Genomic DNA, 15,943 nt, shown 5'->3' on the forward strand with positions numbered 1-15,943 from the left:
CGGCTGGCAAAACGTGGTTGGGTAACGGTTCCTCAAGGCGAAGGTTCCGGTTTCAGAGCCAGGCAACTGGCCTAGCGCGAATGGCTGCAAGCCGATGCATTTGGGGGCCTTGTGGATAGCAGGGTAGTGAAAAAGCCGACTCTGCCGGTCGATGTGCTTGGCGCGGTTGGCGCCGCGGACCGGCTTGCCGTGCTCCACGGTCTCGATGCAATCGACACGACGGCCGATCCTGACTTCGACCGTATCAGCGCTCTTGCCGCCGCGGTGATGCAAGCGCCTATCGCGCTCGTCACGCTGCTCGGTGTCGAGCGGCAATGGTTCAAGTCCTGTGTCGGCCTGGATGAGACCGAGGCCGCGACCGATACATCTTTCTGCGCCCACGCCATTGCCGCCGGCGACGAGCCGATGGTGGTGACCGATGCGAGCACGGATTCGCGTTTCAACGCCAGCCCGCTGGTCACCGGCGAGCACCATGTCCGTTTCTATGCGGGTGCGGTGATTGTGGTAGCCGGCGCCCGGATCGGCACGCTCTGCGTGCTCGACCGCAAGCCGCGCGCGTCGCCGTCTAACGCCAAGCTCGAACAATTGACGGCGCTCGCCAGGCTCGCCGCCAGCCTGTTCGCATTGAAGGACGCCACCCGCAACGGCGCCAGCGCCGCTGCGGCGCTGGCGCGTGAGGAAAAGCGGCGCGCCATAGCGCTCGACGCCGCCTCGCTCGCTAGCTGGGCATGGGATATCCCCACCGATATAATCGAATGCGATGTCCGGCTGTCCGAGCTGTTCGACCTGCCGCGCTCGAATCGGCTAAGGGCGCGCGATATCCTTGCTGCCATCGACCCGCGCGATGTCTACCAGACCGAGACGCACTTTCGCGACGCGCTGGCCAGCGGTGACGACTATTTTGGCGAATACCGCGTCAAGGGCTTCAGTCCGCCGCGCTGGCTCGCTACGCGCGGCCGTGTCATCGAGCGCGACGGCGACGGCAAGCCGACGTTGATCTTCGGCGTCAATTACGACGTCACCGAACGCAAGCTCGGCGACGAGCGGCAACGGCTCTTGCTGCGCGAGCTGAACCATCGCGTCAAGAACACGCTGGCGACCGTGCAGGCACTGGCGACGCAAACCGTTCGCCATGCCCGCCAGCCGAGCGAGTTCCTCGAAGCCTTTAGCGCCAGGCTTCAGGCGCTAGGCGCCGCCCACAGCCTGCTGTCCGACCGCGAGTGGCGCGGCATCGGCATTCGCGAACTCGTGCAGATCGAGGTCAAGCCGTTCGACACCGCCCAACAGCCGCGCATGACGATCTCAGGCGCCGATCTCCTGCTTTCGCCCGACCAGGCGGTCGGGCTCGGCCTGATCCTGCATGAACTGGCCAACAACGCGCTGCAATACGGATCGCTGTCGGCGGCTGCGGGCAAGGTCGATCTCGACTGGAAGGCACAGGGCCGGAAAGGCGCACGGCGTCTTGTGCTGACCTGGCGCGAAAGCGGCGGGCCTGAAGTTGCCTCGCCCGAACGCCACGGCTTCGGCTCGATCCTGATCCGCCGCAGCCTGGCTAAGGTCATCTCCAGCGAAGTGACCCACGAATTCCGACCGGAAGGCGTGTTTGCCGAAATATCGATGCCGCTGGAGGATCTGTCGAAGTGATGGCTCGACCCTGATCCCGAACCGAAGGTCCTCGTCAGCGAAAAGTGGGGTCCGGTTTTCGGATAAGATCATGGTCGAGCAAGAAGAAGAATCGCTTCGAGCTATTTCGCTTCGCCGGCATCCGGATCGTCGGCATCGGGCTTTATATTCTCGCGGTAGATGGCGTAGGCGGCGAGTGCGATCGCCGGACCGAGAATGGTGCCCAGGCCACCTTTCCCCTTGAGCAGCGTCGGCAGTATGGCGAGCGCAGCCGTGATGCCGACCGCCTTCATGTCGGCATTGCGCCTCCGCGCCCTGCGTCGGGCGCGCGCGCCGGCCGACAGCTGATAAATAAGCAGGAGGACCCCTGCGATCACCAGGAAGCCGATTCCGAAACCAAAGCAGGCTGCCATCGGCCCGTAGCGGCCCGCCACCCAAATATAGGCCGCTCCGACGAGGAAACCGAGGCCGCACAGTGCTGCAAGTGCCGCGAGCGCATAGACGATTGCAGCCGTGCGCGCGCGACGCACGGCTGCAACGGTCTCACCCGAGGCGAGGCCCGAGATCAGCGATGCCAGCATTCCCATCTGGGCTGAGGCTAGCGGCGCGCGAGAAGCGCGAACAGAAAGCCGACGCCGGCGGCGATCGCCAGCGACGTCACCGGCTTTTCGCGCACGCTCGCCGCCACTTGCGCTTCGAGGTCCTTGGCGTTGCTGCGCAGGGTGTCGAAGGCCGCTTCGCCCTGGGCGCGCAGTTGCTCGACGCCTTCGGTCGCGGCGCGGCGGGCCGTCCCGTAACCATGTTCGCCGGTCTTGGCCAATTGCTTGGTGAGTTTTTCGATATCGGCTTTCAATTGCCTGATGTCGGCCTCGAGATCCGAATTCGCCCGGCTTGCGTTCGCGGTCTTTCCTGCGGCAGTCGCCATTGCTTAACTCCTTGCGCTTGCTTGGTTTCAAACGCTCGATACTCACCAAGGTTCCGAAATCGGAACAAGGTCCATGAAAGGGTGTTTCCGCGTATGAGTCCAGCCCGAACCGAACATCCCAGGACCGGCGTCAGATCAGCAGCCGGCTACCCCCCAGCGCGAGCTAAGCCTGCGGATCGTCTGTTGAACGATCGAGATTCCGTCGTCTGCGACGGACATGTTTTTTTACATAACAGAATGCCAAATAACTTTAGATGACAGGACACCAAATAGCGATCATGACTCCTCTGTTCCCTGCGCTTCCCCTTTTCCCTGCGCGCCACGGAGACATTGCCACGTGCCACCCCTGCTTGACGGATTGCGGATTCTTGTTTTGGAGGATGAATTCCTGATCGCCATGGATGTCGAGCAGCTTTGCCGCGACTACGGCGCCGGCGACGTGACCATCGCCCGCGATCTGGGTGAGATCGATCGCAAGAACGTTGCCTTGCGATTCGACGCAGCCATCGTCGATCTCATGCTGGGCGGCGCTTCGACGCTCGATTTCGCTTCGCGGCTGCGCGAATCGGGCGTGCCTTTCGTCTTCGCCTCGGGCTATTCCGACATGGACGAAATCAAGGTGTCCTTTCCCGATATCAGATTGGTCACCAAGCCCTATTCGGGAGACGATCTCGTGCAGGCAGTGGCGGCGGCGTGCGGGCGCGGACCTCTTGTTTGAGGGTCCGGAAACGGAGGCGCGCATTGCCGGGGTCAGTGTTCAGGCGGCGTTCGACCCCGTCACCTGAGCCGAGATCGCGTCCGGGCCAAACTCGTCATCGCCGGAAATCTTCAGGATTTCCTGCAACCGCGTGCGGGCGCGGCTGACGCGGCTCTTGATCGTTCCGACCGCACAGCCGCAGATCTCGGCGGCTTCCTCGTAGGAAAAGCCCGAAGCGCCGATGAGGATGATGGCTTCGCGCTGGTCCTCGGGCAATTGCTCGAGCGCGCTACGAAAGTCCTTGAGGTCGAGTTGGCCGTGCTGGGCCGGGTGGACGGCTAGCCTGGCCGTCATGATGCCATCGCTGTCCTGCACCTCGCGGCCGCGCTTGCGCATCTGCGAATAGAATTCATTGCGCAGGATGGTGAACAGCCATGCCTTGAGATTGGTGCCCGGCTCGAAGCTTTCATGCTTGTCCCAGGCCTTCACCAGCGTTTCCTGCACCAGATCGTCGGCCTTGTCTGCGTTTTGCGTCAACGATACGGCGAAGGCCCGCAGGCTCGGAATCGAGCCGAGCAGATCGGTCTTGAAGCTCTGGGAGACAGCCGCCATGCCTCAGTCCTTTTTCTGTGCAGGTTGGGCCCGTTCCAACTGGCTGAGCAATTGGGCGAAGCGATCCGGCACATTGTCGGAGACCAGCTCGTCGTAATATTGTTTGAGTTTGCGGCCGATTTCCGAATTTGGCCCGAGCGGGTCGCCGGAAGCAGCCCGGCGCCTGTTTGCAGCGCCAGCCGTGGTATTTTTCGTCATGTCTTCATTTCGCCCTTTGTTCCCAGCACCCGGCCGCCCCTAAACACAAGACGCAAAGCAAGCGGCCCCCTCGTCGGGTTGCCCCATCCCGACCTCAAACGCCGACCCATTATATTAGTTCCACAACCATCGGAACTTTTTCGGAAATCCGGCGTTTGTGTTTTCAGGGCTATTTTCGGGACTTGTAATCAGCTTAGCCTGCAATCTATGCATTTACGTCAGAGGGAGACGTCCGTCATGAGCCTATCCGCAACCATCGCTCCACACCTGCCGTTCCTGCGCCGCTTCTCGCGGGCGGTTTCCGGATCGCAGGAGAGTGGCGACGCGCTGGTCGCCGCGATGCTCGAAGCCATCATCGCCGACGTCGACATCTTTCCGAACGCGTCGAACGACCGGATCGCGCTCTACAAAGTCTTCGCCAGGCTGTTCACCTCGGTCGCCATCCGCGTTCCGCAAGAGCACCCGCAGTCGGCGTGGGAACAGCGCGCCGCCGCCAATCTGAACGCGATCTCACCGCGCCCCCGCCAGGCCTTCCTGCTGGTCGCCGTCGAAGGTTTCAGCGAAGACGAGGCGGCGGAGATTCTCGACGTCGACGATGAGGAGTTCTCCGAACTTCTCACCGAGGCCAGCAACGAGATTTCCCGCCAGGTGGCAACCGATGTGCTGATCATCGAGGACGAGCCGCTGATCGCCATGGACATCGAGCAAATGGTCGAAAGCCTGGGTCACCGCGTCGTCGGGACTGCGCGTACCCACGCCGAGGCGGTGGCTATGTTCGCAAAGACGCGGCCAAAAATGGTGCTGGCCGACATCCAGCTTGCCGACGGCAGCTCGGGCATCGAAGCGGTGAACGAAATCCTGTCGTCCACGCCGGTGCCGGTGATCTTCATCACCGCCTTTCCCGAACGTCTCCTGACCGGCGAGCGGCCGGAGCCGGCCTTCCTCGTCACCAAGCCGTTCAATCCGGAGATGGTCAAGGCCCTGATCAGCCAGGCGCTGTTCTTCGACCGGCATGCGAAAGCCGCTGCATAGGACCGGATAGGCCCAGCCTAGCGCCGCTCTGTTTTCCACAGATCAAACGACGCTGGCCCTTTGCGGCTGGCAAACGTCCTTTGCGCCTAGAACTTTCCCTGCTCGTGACGATTCAATTCGGGCCGGAAAGATTTCCAGGGATCGTCTTTTTCGGGAAATGGTGGAACAAACGGCAGCGAAAGGCGTTTTTGCCACACCATTCGAAGGAGATGGATCATGCTTTACTGGGCGCTCGTATTTCTCGTCGTCGCGATCATTGCAGGCGCTCTTGGTTTCGGCGGCATCGCCGGCACCTCTGCCGGTATAGCGCAGATATTGTTTTTCATCTTTCTCGCTTTCCTGATCATTTCGCTTATCGCGGGCTTGTTCAAACGGGCGTCGTGAACGCTAGGTGCGATCAGACACTGGGAGCCGCACCCCTCAAGCGGTTTCCAGCTACCGCCGGGCGGTGTCCTTCAACGGGACGTCGCTCGGCGGACCTGTTTTGGGAACCCATTTTTCCGTCATCCGTTCAGCCTGGACTGGGCGGGTGAAGTGCGATGCAATCCAGAGCCGGAGACATGAAAGACAGCGGACGAAGTGATGAGATCATCGCTTTGCATTCCGCTGAGAGTGGAATGCAGCTTGGCCGGGCCCTTCTCCATGCGCTGCACAATGCCGGCATCTCGGTTCTCTATCAGGATCGCGAGATGAAAACCGTCTGGGCCCGCAACATGCGCCCGCCATGGGCCTCCGATACGGCCGACAGCAACGGCAACCTGCCACTGGCGCAGGCGGAGCGTATCGGTGCGGCCAAACGCAACGTCATCGCATCCGGCAATCCCGAACATCTTGAGCTCAGCATTCCCGCCGACGATGGCGTTCGCTGGTTCCAAATATGGGTGGATGCCGATCACGACGACGGCGGCGCCGTGCAGGGCGTCGTCACCACCATGGTCGAAACGACCGAGCAGAAACGTCGCGAGCAGACCCTGAAGACGCTGCTGCGCGAGGTCAGCCACCGCTCGAAGAACCTTTTGGCCATCATCCAGAGCATCGCCACCCAGACCAGCCGTTATTCAGACACGCTCGGTGATTTCCTGACACGCTTTCGCGGCCGGCTGCAGTCGCTTGCCTCATCCCAGGATCTGGTGACCTCGTCCAACTGGCGGGGAGCGGCACTGCGCGAACTGGTGTCCGGTCAGGTTGGCCGCTATGGAGCCGACCCCTCGCGCAGCCTGCGTTTCCAGGGTGCAAATCCATACCTCAACCCCAATGCCGCCCTGCATATCGGCTTGGCCATGCACGAGCTAGCCGTCAATTCGGTCAGCTACGGCGCGCTGTCGCGAGCCGACGGATTCGTCGAGGTGACGGCCGATCTGACGGCTGCTTCCGCTGGTGAGACCGCCCTGTCGCTGACATGGGCCGAAGCCATCGGAGCCAATGACAATCAGCCCAGCGAGAAGCGTTTTGGCAGTGTCGCGCTCGAGCGCGTCGTCCCTGCGTCGCTGAACGGCACGGCGACACTTGAAATCACCAGGGACCGCCTCGAGTATCGCCTTATTGTTCCTCGCGGCAATTTCGAGACCGATTGAACGGACAACAGCCGAGCCAAAGTGGACTGATCACGGCCGCCCCGGCTTTAACCACCTATTCACCATAAAGTCCGATGCTGTTTTTCCCAGCACCGCTACGCATGACGTTTTCGATCGCAGTTTGCTGCGCAGCACGGGAGGAGTGGCTTTGACGGTTGCCGACATCAACAGGCTGGAACAGGCCGCACGCGTTTCGATGGGCGGGTTTCAGGATATCGAAGCATCCGCGATGCCATCGCCCCGTGCTTCCCTCCCGACCCTCGGCGTCGCCGCAATTGCGCTGGCCGCGGCGGTCGTCCTGGCCGCCGCGTTCCAGTTGATCTAGAGCATCGGAACCAAAGTGGCCGGCGGGTTGTGCTTGCCTCATGTTGACCTGTTTCTCGAATCAATCGCGCGCCAGCCTGCATCGCAGGAACTTTGGCGAATGTGGCCCGTTTCTTATGGCGAGAGGACCGTCGCCATGGAACACATCGCTGCCGTGCTGCTGGTCATTGGTTGTTCGAACACAATGACCGAATGCCGCGAACTGCCCGCATCGATGAGCGTGTTCGAAACCGCTCAGGAATGCACCGCCGAGCGTCCGTTCGCCCTGGGCGATGTGCAAGGTCAAGCCCCGCGCGTAATTGCCAAATGCCTGCCCGTCGATCCGCCACTGGAGGATGATTACGACCAGATCGTCTGGAATGTGCGTCCAGACGGCACGCTCGACGCTTCCGTTGAGATTTCCAACGTCGAGGTTGTTTCGAACGGCGCGCGCCCCGTAAAAGATTCTCTTAGCCAACAATAAAATCGAGCAGGCAAAACCCTTTTTCGCATGATAAGTGACGGGTGGAGCTACAAGTGAGGACAAAGCGAGGAGTGACTCTATGCGGAAGATGATTATTGCCATGGTTGCCGTGGTCGCAGTCAGCGGTTGCAGCACCACCGAGCGGGATGTCGGCGTCGGCGCCGGTGTCGGCGCTTTGGCTGGCGGCCTGATTGACGGAGGCAAGGGTGCGCTTGTCGGCGCAGCCATCGGTGCCGGTTCCGGCTTGCTGGTGCGCAACCTGCGCAATGGCTATTGCCAGTACCGCGACAACCGTGGCCGTCTCTATACGGCTCGCTGCTGATCCGTTCAAACGCATGAGGCAATAGAAGCAGAGACCGGCTCGTCCGGTCTCTGCTTGCTTGCGCCTTCGAAAACGGTCGGTTTGCGGCAGCGTTTCAGCCCGACAGTGGAATCCTGATTTCCACGCTCAATCCGCCATCGTGAAAATCGCGATTGATCGTGCCGCGCAATTCGCGCGTCACGTTCAAATCGATCAGCTTGGTGCCAAAACCGGTTTTGACAGGTGCTTCGAGCTTCTTCTGGCCAACTTCGCGCCAGTTGAGAACCAGCGTCCTATCGCGCCTGCGACCTTCGACCGACCAGTCGACCTTGAGCGAGCCGACTGAGTTGCCGGTTTCGCCATATTTCAGTGCATTCGTCGCCAGTTCGTGAAAGGTCAGGCCGAGCGCTTGCGTTGTCGTCTCGTCGAGCAGCACCTCTGGCCCCGACAATATCCCCTCGGGAAGCTCCTTGCCGAACACCTGGCCAAGCTCGATGCGCAAGAGATCGCCGAGATCGGCCTTCTGCCAGCGCGAGCGCGTCAGCATGTCCTGGGAGGCCGCCATCGCTTGCAACCGGGCCGAAAAGGAGGAGGAGAACTCGTGGACGTCGGTGGCGTGCGACGCCGTCTGGCGCGCGATCGCCAGCACCCGCGTGATCGAGTTCTTGATGCGGTGCTTCATTTCCTGCAGCATCAGGTCTTTTTCGAGCAGGCTCTTTTCCGTCGTCTCGTGAAGCAGCGAGACCGCGTCATAGGCCCGCTCCTGATAGCGTGCCACCAGCGCGATGGTGCCTGCGAGCAACAGCCCGAACAGGCCGAGCATCACCGGAATGGCGCGCGAGGAGGGTTGCGAGAAGGCGCTTGTCGGCCTGAACAGGATCGTCCACGGTCGTCCGGCGATGGTGATCTTGCGGGAAGCCAGCAGCCTGTCGCCGAAGGTCGACACCGGCGGCGTTTCCGACTGGAACAAAAGATGGTCGGCATCCACCTTGCCGTCATAGATTTCGATGTTCACCGGCAGCAGCGGCGTCCGGCTGAGCGCGGTTTGGAACAGATCGCGGGCGCGGAAGGCCGCATAAAGAAAGCCTGATGTCGAGGATCTGGACGCATCGATGCCGTCCGGCGCGGTTTCGACGTTGAGCCGCACGAAAACCAGGAAGCCGGTGAAGGTTTGCGCAGCACCTGTCTCCTGGCCTAGCTGCACGCGCCCGGTCGCGTGCTGCTGGTCGTCGGCCATCGCCTTTTCGATCGCCTCGCGCCGCACCGGGTCGGTGAACATGTCGTAGCCGATGCTGGATTGATTGGAAGCGTCGAGCGGCTCGAACAGCATGATGGGCGTACGCCACGGCAATGTCGTATCCGGATAGACGGCATGGCTGGTGCCATAGTCGTGCAGGATGGCACGCTCGACCGCTGCCTCGTCGCCGGCTCTCGCCAGTCTGAGAAAGCCTATGCCGCGCAGGCCGGCGAAATTGTCGTTAATGCCAAGCGCATGGAAGAACGCCTTGAACTCGCCCCGCGAAATGCCGCCATTGCGGGCGTCGAACAGCGCCTGGGTCGATCGCAGCAGCGACAGATGCAGGTCAATGCGGCTATCGATCCGGTTGAGCGCGTCGTCCGCCGTCGCCTCGAACTTGATGCGCGCCGCTTCCTGCGTCGCGAAATAGGCGAATCCCGCCATCGTCAGGCTGATCAGCGCGACGGCGATGAAAGCGACGGTCGGAAAGAACTTCTTCAATTGCTGCTGCGGCCCATGAACGGTTCCTGACCTTTATGGGCAAGTCCCCGCGCCAACACAATGGCGCGGCCAAACCATCATGACGGCTGGCATATCATGTCGCAGATATTTAGCCGGCTATTTAAAGCCTCAGGCTGCGATCTTCAGCGCACCTGGCCCCGGAATGGCACCGGGCGGACACTTCCCCAGGATGATCATGCCGAGCACCTCGTCCTGGGTCACGTCGCTGGTGCGCGCCGTTCCAACGACCTGACCATTCTTCATCACGCAGACGCGGTCGGCAAGCTCGAACACGTCGTGGATGTCGTGGCTGATCAGGAAGATGCCGATGCCGTCGGCCTTGAGCTGCATGACCAGTTCGCCGACCTGCGCCGTTTCCTGCGGCCCCAATGCCGCCGTTGGCTCATCCATGATCAGGATACGGGCGTTGAACAGGATGGCGCGCGCGATCGCCACCGACTGCCGCTGGCCGCCCGAAAGCTTGACCACCGGTTCCTTGAAGCGCTGGAAGCGGGGATTGAGCCTGCCCATCACCTTGCGCGCCTCGGCCTCCATGGCGCCATCGTCGAGCGTGCCCCAGCCGGTCATCAGCTCGCGGCCGAGGAAGAGGTTGGCGGCGGCGTCGACATTGTCGGCGAGCGCCAGCGTCTGGTAGATCGTTTCGATGCCGTATTTCTTGGCATCGCGCGGATTGGAGATCGAGGCCTCCTCGCCATTGACGAATATCTGGCCCGAGTCGCGCTTGTAGGCGCCGGACAGGATCTTGATCAGCGTCGACTTCCCGGCACCGTTGTGGCCGAGCAGCGCCACCACCTCGCCCGGGAAAAGGTCGATCGACGCGTCGTCGACCGCGCGAATACCACCAAAGGCAATCGAGATGTTCCGCATATCGATCAACGGCGTGCCTGTGCGAGCAGTTGTGTCAACCATGATCGCCCTTCCCTAAACGCGCTTGCGGTAGACGGTGTCGAGCCAGACGGCGATCACCAGGACGGCGCCGACGACGACGCTCTGAAGCGGTGAATCGATGCCGAGCAACACCATGCCGGATTGCAATGACTGCATCAGAAGCGCGCCCAGCATGGCGCCGAGCACCGTGCCGGAGCCGCCGGCCAGCGACGTGCCGCCGATGACGGCTGCGGCGATGACCAGCAACTCGTCCAGCGTACCCAGCGCATTGGTCGAGGCATTGAGGCGAGCCGACGCAATCGCCGCGCTGATTGCGGCCAATATGCCCATGATCATGAACACCTTCATGGTCACCCAGCGCGTGTTGATGCCGGCGAGTTCCGCCGCTTCCGGGTTGCCGCCAATGGCAAAGACATAGCGGCCGAAACGGGTGCGCCTGGTGATGAAGGTCATGACGATGCCCACTGCGACCGCAATCAGCACCGGTATGGCGATGCCATGGGCGATGAACAGCCCGCCTTCGGGGACGGTGATGCCGTTCCGCTGCGCGTATTGGCGCACGATGCCGATTGGCCAGGGATAGGAATTGGCGATCCACACGGCGCCGAGGATGGCGGCGCAGGCGACAACACCAAGCAAGCTCTCCGCCCAGACAGGACGCAGCGGAAACTTGAACCGCTTGCGCTGCGACCGGCCGTTGAGCAGCATGAAAGCGACGGCCGCACAGGCGAGAACGCCGACGATCCAGCTTGCGGTTGCCCCGATCGAGCCACGCGGCCCGCCACCCATGAGCTGGAAGGTGGCGTCGAGCGGCGCGACGGTGCGCCCGCTCGTCATCAGCCACGCCATGCCACGCCAGATCAGCAAGCCGCCCAGCGTCACGATGAAGGCCGGAACCTCGAGATAAGCGATGATGAAGCCCTGGAGCGCGCCTATCATGAGGCCGAGCACCACACCGGCAGCCAATGCGATAATCCATATCCAGGGATTTCCCACCTGGAGCCCCATGACGCGGATCAGGAATTCGGCCTGCGCCACGCCCATCACCATGCCGATCACGCCTTCGACGGAGCCCACCGAAAGATCGATGTTGCGCATCACGATGACCAGCACCATGCCGGTCGCCATGATCGCCACCGAGGAGGTCTGCACCGACAGGTTCCAGAGATTGCGCGGCGTGAGGAAAAGCCCACCCGACAGGATGTGAATTCCAACCCAGATGACCAGCAGAGCGCCGACCATGCCGAGCATGCGTATATCGAGCTCGGTTGCCTTGAGGAACCGTCCGATGGCGCTGAGCTCGGATTCGCGCGCCCGGTCTTCGGCCGTGTGGGCGACCGGTGGGTTGGATGCCGTGTCGGTCATGATGTCCTCCGACCGGGTTGCCGTCTGGCGCGGATGCCGGAACAGAATGCTATTTGCTTTCCACGGTCATTTGAAGCGGAAAGCCTCTCGAAAAACGCCGCGGCCTGACAGCCGCGGCGTTCGTTTCCTTGCGAAATGATCCAGATCAGTTGCAGGCCGCAACGCTGCCCGCGGCGACACCCGCGCAGACTTCGTCCTTCTTGATCCAGCCGGCGTCGATGACGACGTTGAGATTGTCCTTGGTGATGGCAATCGGCGTCAGGAACAGCGACTTGACGGCATTGCCGCCCGGCGTGGTGAAGTCCTTGACGCCCGCAATGTCGGTCATCTGCTTGCCATCGGCAAGCTGCGAGGCGATCTCGGCGGCGTTCTTGCCGAGCTCTCGCGCGTCCTTCCACACCGATACGGTCTGTGTGCCGAGCGCAATGCGGTTCAGCGCTGCATGGTCGCCGTCCTGGCCGGACACCGGGACGGATCCGGCCAAGCCTTGCGCCGTCAGCGCCGCGACGACGCCACCGGCGGTGCCGTCATTGGCGGCAACCACCGCATCGACCTTGTTGTCGTTGGCGGTCAGGAACTGTTCCATGTTCTTCTGGGCGTTGGCGGGAAGCCAGCCGTCGGTATACGCCTCGCCGACATTCTTGATCTTGCCGCTGTCGATGGCATCCTTGAGCACTTCCATGGAGCCGGCGAACAGGAAATCGGCATTCGGATCGGCGCCCGAGCCCTTGATGAAGACGTAGTTGCCTTCCGGCGCGACCTTGAACACTTCGCGGGCCTGCATGCGGCCGACTTCCTGGTTGTCGAAGGTCAGATAGAACACGTCCTTGTTCTCGATCAACCGGTCATAGCCGACGACCGGAATGCCTTCGTCCAGCGCCTTTTGCACCGCCGGCCCGATGGCCGACGCATCTTGCGCAAGGATGATGAGCGCGTTGGCGCCCTGCGAGATCAGGCTCTCGACATCGGTCAGCTGCTTGCCGGGATTGGACTGCGCATCGGCGGAAATATACTTGTCGCCGGCGGCCTCGATCGCTGTCTTCATGGCGGCTTCGTCGGTCTTCCAGCGCTCTTCCTGGAAGTTCGACCACGAAACGCCAATGACCTTGTCCTTCGCCTGTGCGACCGACGCGAGCGTCAGCGACATGGCGACCCCCGCCAGGATGGCGGCTGCGAATCTCTTCATGATAGTCCTCCCTGCGCCGCGATACGGCGCTACCAAACTGGCCCGAAGGCCGGCACAAAGGCTCTATTTTTTCGAGCCTCGAAAAAATACTGGTCCAACGCCGAAGCGCTGTCAACATCAATTCTGATGGATTTTGATGTCCCTGCCGACTTTTTTCGAGCCCCGGAATAAACAATGACAGGGCCTTCTGCTTCTGCCAGTATTTGTCGGACGCTACCGACGGCTTCCGGTTCATGAGCGGCCGCGGCAAGAGGGAGGAAGCAAAGGATGTCGGTTGGAATCCGTCATGACGATTTGCGTCGGCGCAACCGGGCGATGGTGATTTCGGCCGTACGCCGGGCAGGCCAGCCGTCGCGAACCGAGATCGCCGCGACCACCGGCCTCAGCCATTCGACCATATCGGCGATCTCTTCCGACCTCATCCAGGAAGGCATCCTGACCGAGAGCAAAGCGAGCGAGACCGTTTCGCTGAAACGCGGCCGGCCGCAGGTCGGCCTTAGCCTCAATCCGGAAGCGGCAGCGGTGTTGGCCGTCGTGTTGTCGCTGAATTTCCTTTCGGTCGCCGTCATCGATTATGCCGGACAAGTGGTCGCCGAGGAACAGCGCCGGCTGGACACGCTGACCATGTCGCGCGACGAGCTGATCGACGAATGTGTCGCCATCGTCCGGCGCCGGCTCGAAGATCCCGATCTCGATGTCCAAAGCGTCGCCCGCATCGCGCTGGCGATCCAGGGCATCACCGATTCCCATGCGCGCGCCATGTTGTGGTCGCCGATCACGCCGCAGACGAACATTGCCTTCGCCGACATTCTGGAACGTGAGTTCGGCATCCCGGCCATCATGGAGAACGACTGCAACATGATGGCCGTGGCGCTGCGCTGGCGCGACCCGGATCGCTACCGCGACGATTTCATCGCCATCCTGCTCTCCCACGGCATCGGCATGGGGCTGGTGCTGAAGGGCGAACTGTTCACCGGCACCCATTCCTCAGGCGGCGAATTCGGCCACATGATCCACCGGCCGGGCGGCGCGCTTTGCCGCTGCGGGCGGCGCGGCTGCGTCGAGGCCTATGCCGGCAACTACGCCATCTGGCGCAATGCAAGGCAGTTGAGCGAGAACGCCGAGCCGGTCGCCGATGTCAGCGACGCCGAGATGCGGGCACTGGCGGCCCGGGCGCGCCAGACGGACGGACCGGAGCGCGAAGCCTACCGCAAGGCCGGCGAAGCGCTCGGCTTCGGGCTCGGCAGCCTGTTCGCGTTGATCGATCCGGCGCCGGTCGCCATGGTCGGCGCCAGCGCTGCCGCTTTCGACCTGATCGAGCCGGCCCTGCGCGAGGCCATCGCTCAGACCGCCGGCGGTCAGCATTCGGGTTCGATTTCCTTCGACACCGAGCCGAACGAGCTGCCGCTGATCCGCGAAGGCTGCGCCATGCGAGCGCTGAGCTTCGTCGACCAGGAGATTTTCGCGCCGGGCGCGCAAGGGAAGTCCGGCACGGCCAGGAAGCACGTGGCCTGAACGGAAGAACGCAGCTTGAATTTAGGCAGTCTGTTCAGTCTTCCCTGATCGCATAGCCCGCGCCGCGGATGGTGCGGATGACATCGGGCATGCGACCATTGTTGACCGCCTTGCGCAGCCGGCCGACATGGACGTCCACCGTGCGCTCGTCGATGTAGATCGTCTCGCCCCAGACATTGTCGAGCAACTGGCTGCGCGAGAACACCCGACCCGGGTGCCGCATCATGAATTCGAGCAGCCGGAATTCGGTCGGCCCGAGCCGGATCTCGCTCTTCTTGCGATAGACCCTGTGCGATTCGCGATCGAGCATGATGTCACCGACCTTCAGCACGCTGGACAGCACTTCGGGCTTGGCGCGGCGCAGCAGCGCCTTGACCCTGGCCATGAATTCCGGTGTCGAGAACGGCTTGACCAGATAGTCGTCGGCCCCGGTCGAGAGGCCGCGCACCCGGTCGCTTTCCTCGCCGCGCGCGGTCAGCATGATGATCGGCAGCCGCTCGGTTTCGGGACGCACCCGAAGGCGACGGCAAAGCTCGATGCCCGAAACCGCCGGCACCATCCAGTCGAGCACCAGAAGATCGGGCACGTTTTCCTGAAGCCGGATTTCGGCCTCGTCGCCGCGCGTCACCACCTCGACCTGATAGCCTTCGGATTCCAGATTGTAGCGAAGGAGGACGCCCAGCGGCTCTTCGTCCTCCACCACCATGATGCGCGGCGCGATCATCGGCCGGTTACCCCTGTCATGTCGCCGACGCCGACATCGTCGTTTCGTCGAGCTTCGGTCGATCCGCCGGCAATTGCTGCCCGGTCACGACATAGTAGGCGTTTTCGGCGATGTTGGTGACATGATCGCCGATACGCTCGAGATTCTTGGCGCAGAACAGAAGATGCGTGCAGGCGGTGATGTTGCGCGGGTCCTCCATCATGTAGGTCAGGAGTTCGCGAAAAACCGCCGTGTATTTCACGTCGATCTTCTCGTCGGCGGCGCGCAGCTCTTTCAACGCGCCGGCGTTGCGCGACACATAGTGCTCGACCACGCCGCGGAGCTGCTCGAGAACGAGATCCGCCATCGCGTCGATACCGTGCGAGAGATTACGCGGCGTGGCGCTCTGACCGACGGCGTTGACCCGCTTGGCTATGTTCTTGGCCAGGTCGCCGATGCGCTCGAGATCGCCGGCCATCCGGATTGCGCCAACCACGGCGCGCAGATCTTGCGCCATCGGCTGCCGCTTGGCGATCAGCGTGATCGCGCTGTCGTCGAGTTCACGCTGCCGCGCATCCATGATGGCGTCATCCGAGACGACGCGCTGCGCCATCGCATTGTCTGACGCGAGCAACGCGCGGATCGACGCTGCGACCATCGCGGCGGCGAGCTCGTCCATGTCGCGGATCAGCCTGTCGATGTGCTCCAATTCCTCGTCGAAAGATGCGACGGTATGTTCACCCATGATACTGTCCTCGTGCTCGAAATTCGCCGGACC

At 62.3% G+C, this 15,943-nt stretch carries 19 protein-coding genes; 9 read left to right on the forward strand and 10 right to left on the reverse strand.

From position 1 onward, the window contains the following. Nucleotides 1–111: 111 nt before the first annotated feature. Nucleotides 112–1,644, forward strand: coding sequence for a sensor histidine kinase (locus CIT25_RS24050; RefSeq protein WP_095487150.1), 1,533 nt, complete (start codon nucleotides 112–114; stop codon nucleotides 1,642–1,644). A gap of 101 nt (nucleotides 1,645–1,745) precedes the next feature. On the opposite strand, the gene CIT25_RS24055 is transcribed toward CIT25_RS24050, so the two are convergent. Next, nucleotides 1,746–2,210 carry a hypothetical protein gene (locus CIT25_RS24055; protein WP_095487152.1) on the reverse strand — a complete coding sequence of 155 codons (465 nt, stop codon included), beginning with the start codon at nucleotides 2,208–2,210 and terminating at the stop codon, nucleotides 1,746–1,748. An 11-nt stretch (nucleotides 2,211–2,221) separates the two neighbouring features. Continuing rightward, the gene (locus CIT25_RS24060) at nucleotides 2,222–2,548 is read right to left on the reverse strand and encodes an ElaB/YgaM/YqjD family protein (protein WP_095487154.1); all 327 of its coding nucleotides are present in this window, start codon (nucleotides 2,546–2,548) and stop codon (nucleotides 2,222–2,224) included. 337 nt (nucleotides 2,549–2,885) lie between these two features. Here CIT25_RS24060 and CIT25_RS24065 point away from each other — a divergent pair, with 337 nt between their 5' ends. Continuing rightward, nucleotides 2,886–3,266 (forward strand): response regulator, encoded by a 381-nt coding sequence (locus CIT25_RS24065; protein ID WP_095487156.1) that lies wholly within the window; start codon nucleotides 2,886–2,888, stop codon nucleotides 3,264–3,266. 39 nt (nucleotides 3,267–3,305) lie between these two features. Here CIT25_RS24065 and CIT25_RS24070 read toward each other — a convergent pair whose 3' ends face one another. Together CIT25_RS24070 and CIT25_RS24075 are read right to left on the reverse strand one after the other, a co-directional pair. Then, entirely contained in the window at nucleotides 3,306–3,857 is a 552-nt protein-coding gene (locus tag CIT25_RS24070) for an RNA polymerase sigma factor (RefSeq protein ID WP_029348707.1), read from the reverse strand. Nucleotides 3,858–3,860: 3 nt separating this feature from the next. Next, on the reverse strand, nucleotides 3,861–4,055 hold the full coding sequence (locus CIT25_RS24075) for a NepR family anti-sigma factor (RefSeq protein ID WP_095487158.1): 195 nt from the start codon (nucleotides 4,053–4,055) through the stop codon (nucleotides 3,861–3,863). Nucleotides 4,056–4,292: 237 nt separating this feature from the next. On the opposite strand from CIT25_RS24075, the gene CIT25_RS24080 reads away from it, so the two are divergent. The 6 genes from CIT25_RS24080 to CIT25_RS24105 all read left to right on the forward strand — a co-directional run bounded on the left by CIT25_RS24080 (nucleotide 4,293) and on the right by CIT25_RS24105 (nucleotide 7,770). After that, nucleotides 4,293–5,087 (forward strand): response regulator, encoded by a 795-nt coding sequence (locus CIT25_RS24080; RefSeq protein WP_095487160.1) that lies wholly within the window; start codon nucleotides 4,293–4,295, stop codon nucleotides 5,085–5,087. A gap of 216 nt (nucleotides 5,088–5,303) precedes the next feature. Continuing rightward, nucleotides 5,304–5,471, forward strand: a complete 168-nt coding sequence (locus CIT25_RS24085; RefSeq protein ID WP_023797107.1) for a DUF1328 domain-containing protein — start codon at nucleotides 5,304–5,306, stop codon at nucleotides 5,469–5,471. A gap of 155 nt (nucleotides 5,472–5,626) precedes the next feature. After that, a complete protein-coding gene (locus tag CIT25_RS24090) occupies nucleotides 5,627–6,661 on the forward strand; it encodes a sensor histidine kinase (protein WP_095487162.1) in 1,035 nt (344 codons plus the stop codon). Between the two features lie 142 nt (nucleotides 6,662–6,803). Beyond that, on the forward strand, nucleotides 6,804–6,986 hold the full coding sequence (locus CIT25_RS36945) for a hypothetical protein (RefSeq protein ID WP_095487164.1): 183 nt from the start codon (nucleotides 6,804–6,806) through the stop codon (nucleotides 6,984–6,986). A gap of 135 nt (nucleotides 6,987–7,121) precedes the next feature. Beyond that, a complete protein-coding gene (locus tag CIT25_RS24100; RefSeq protein ID WP_095487661.1) occupies nucleotides 7,122–7,448 on the forward strand; it encodes a hypothetical protein in 327 nt (108 codons plus the stop codon). A gap of 79 nt (nucleotides 7,449–7,527) precedes the next feature. Next, nucleotides 7,528–7,770: a YMGG-like glycine zipper-containing protein gene (locus CIT25_RS24105; protein ID WP_095487166.1), complete on the forward strand. Its 243-nt coding sequence runs from the start codon at nucleotides 7,528–7,530 to the stop codon at nucleotides 7,768–7,770. Between the two features lie 94 nt (nucleotides 7,771–7,864). Here the strand turns inward: CIT25_RS24105 and CIT25_RS24110 are convergent, their stop codons facing one another. The 4 genes from CIT25_RS24110 to xylF form a co-directional block, all read right to left on the reverse strand. Further along, nucleotides 7,865–9,487, reverse strand: a complete 1,623-nt coding sequence (locus tag CIT25_RS24110) for a CHASE domain-containing protein (RefSeq protein ID WP_095487168.1) — start codon at nucleotides 9,485–9,487, stop codon at nucleotides 7,865–7,867. 129 nt (nucleotides 9,488–9,616) lie between these two features. Then, nucleotides 9,617–10,417, reverse strand: a complete 801-nt coding sequence (locus CIT25_RS24115; RefSeq protein ID WP_095487170.1) for an ATP-binding cassette domain-containing protein — start codon at nucleotides 10,415–10,417, stop codon at nucleotides 9,617–9,619. Nucleotides 10,418–10,429: 12 nt separating this feature from the next. Next, a complete protein-coding gene (locus tag CIT25_RS24120; protein ID WP_095487172.1) occupies nucleotides 10,430–11,761 on the reverse strand; it encodes a sugar ABC transporter permease in 1,332 nt (443 codons plus the stop codon). A 145-nt stretch (nucleotides 11,762–11,906) separates the two neighbouring features. Beyond that, on the reverse strand, nucleotides 11,907–12,947 hold the full coding sequence (xylF, locus tag CIT25_RS24125) for a D-xylose ABC transporter substrate-binding protein (protein ID WP_095487174.1): 1,041 nt from the start codon (nucleotides 12,945–12,947) through the stop codon (nucleotides 11,907–11,909). Nucleotides 12,948–13,214: 267 nt separating this feature from the next. Between xylF and CIT25_RS24130 the strand changes: the two genes are divergently transcribed. After that, the gene (locus CIT25_RS24130) at nucleotides 13,215–14,462 is read left to right on the forward strand and encodes an ROK family protein (protein ID WP_095487176.1); all 1,248 of its coding nucleotides are present in this window, start codon (nucleotides 13,215–13,217) and stop codon (nucleotides 14,460–14,462) included. A gap of 34 nt (nucleotides 14,463–14,496) precedes the next feature. Here CIT25_RS24130 and phoB read toward each other — a convergent pair whose 3' ends face one another. Together phoB and phoU are read right to left on the reverse strand one after the other, a co-directional pair. Further along, a complete protein-coding gene (gene phoB / locus CIT25_RS24135; RefSeq protein ID WP_031254097.1) occupies nucleotides 14,497–15,186 on the reverse strand; it encodes a phosphate regulon transcriptional regulator PhoB in 690 nt (229 codons plus the stop codon). A gap of 16 nt (nucleotides 15,187–15,202) precedes the next feature. Continuing rightward, nucleotides 15,203–15,910 (reverse strand): phosphate signaling complex protein PhoU, encoded by a 708-nt coding sequence (gene phoU, locus CIT25_RS24140; protein WP_095487178.1) that lies wholly within the window; start codon nucleotides 15,908–15,910, stop codon nucleotides 15,203–15,205. Nucleotides 15,911–15,943 lie beyond the last annotated feature (33 nt).

The sequence above is a fragment of the Mesorhizobium mediterraneum genome (genome assembly GCF_002284565.1).
GTDB lineage: Bacteria > Pseudomonadota > Alphaproteobacteria > Rhizobiales > Rhizobiaceae > Mesorhizobium > Mesorhizobium mediterraneum.

Excerpts from the sequence above, each read along its gene's own strand:
- CIT25_RS24075 (WP_095487158.1), bottom strand. The coding sequence starts at position 4,055 with ATGACGAAAAATACCACGGCTGGCGCTGCAAACAGGCGCCGGGCTGCT.
- CIT25_RS24120 (WP_095487172.1), bottom strand. The coding sequence starts at position 11,761 with ATGACCGACACGGCATCCAACCCACCGGTCGCCCACACGGCCGAAGAC.
- CIT25_RS24100 (WP_095487661.1), top strand. The coding sequence starts at position 7,122 with ATGGAACACATCGCTGCCGTGCTGCTGGTCATTGGTTGTTCGAACACA.
- CIT25_RS24070 (WP_029348707.1), bottom strand. The coding sequence starts at position 3,857 with ATGGCGGCTGTCTCCCAGAGCTTCAAGACCGATCTGCTCGGCTCGATT.
- CIT25_RS24115 (WP_095487170.1), bottom strand. The coding sequence starts at position 10,417 with ATGGTTGACACAACTGCTCGCACAGGCACGCCGTTGATCGATATGCGG.
- phoU (WP_095487178.1), bottom strand. The coding sequence starts at position 15,910 with ATGGGTGAACATACCGTCGCATCTTTCGACGAGGAATTGGAGCACATC.
- CIT25_RS24085 (WP_023797107.1), top strand. The coding sequence starts at position 5,304 with ATGCTTTACTGGGCGCTCGTATTTCTCGTCGTCGCGATCATTGCAGGC.
- CIT25_RS24080 (WP_095487160.1), top strand. The coding sequence starts at position 4,293 with ATGAGCCTATCCGCAACCATCGCTCCACACCTGCCGTTCCTGCGCCGC.
- CIT25_RS24105 (WP_095487166.1), top strand. The coding sequence starts at position 7,528 with ATGCGGAAGATGATTATTGCCATGGTTGCCGTGGTCGCAGTCAGCGGT.
- CIT25_RS24130 (WP_095487176.1), top strand. The coding sequence starts at position 13,215 with ATGTCGGTTGGAATCCGTCATGACGATTTGCGTCGGCGCAACCGGGCG.
- CIT25_RS24055 (WP_095487152.1), bottom strand. The coding sequence starts at position 2,210 with ATGGGAATGCTGGCATCGCTGATCTCGGGCCTCGCCTCGGGTGAGACC.
- CIT25_RS24060 (WP_095487154.1), bottom strand. The coding sequence starts at position 2,548 with ATGGCGACTGCCGCAGGAAAGACCGCGAACGCAAGCCGGGCGAATTCG.
- phoB (WP_031254097.1), bottom strand. The coding sequence starts at position 15,186 with ATGATCGCGCCGCGCATCATGGTGGTGGAGGACGAAGAGCCGCTGGGC.
- xylF (WP_095487174.1), bottom strand. The coding sequence starts at position 12,947 with ATGAAGAGATTCGCAGCCGCCATCCTGGCGGGGGTCGCCATGTCGCTG.
- CIT25_RS24090 (WP_095487162.1), top strand. The coding sequence starts at position 5,627 with ATGCAATCCAGAGCCGGAGACATGAAAGACAGCGGACGAAGTGATGAG.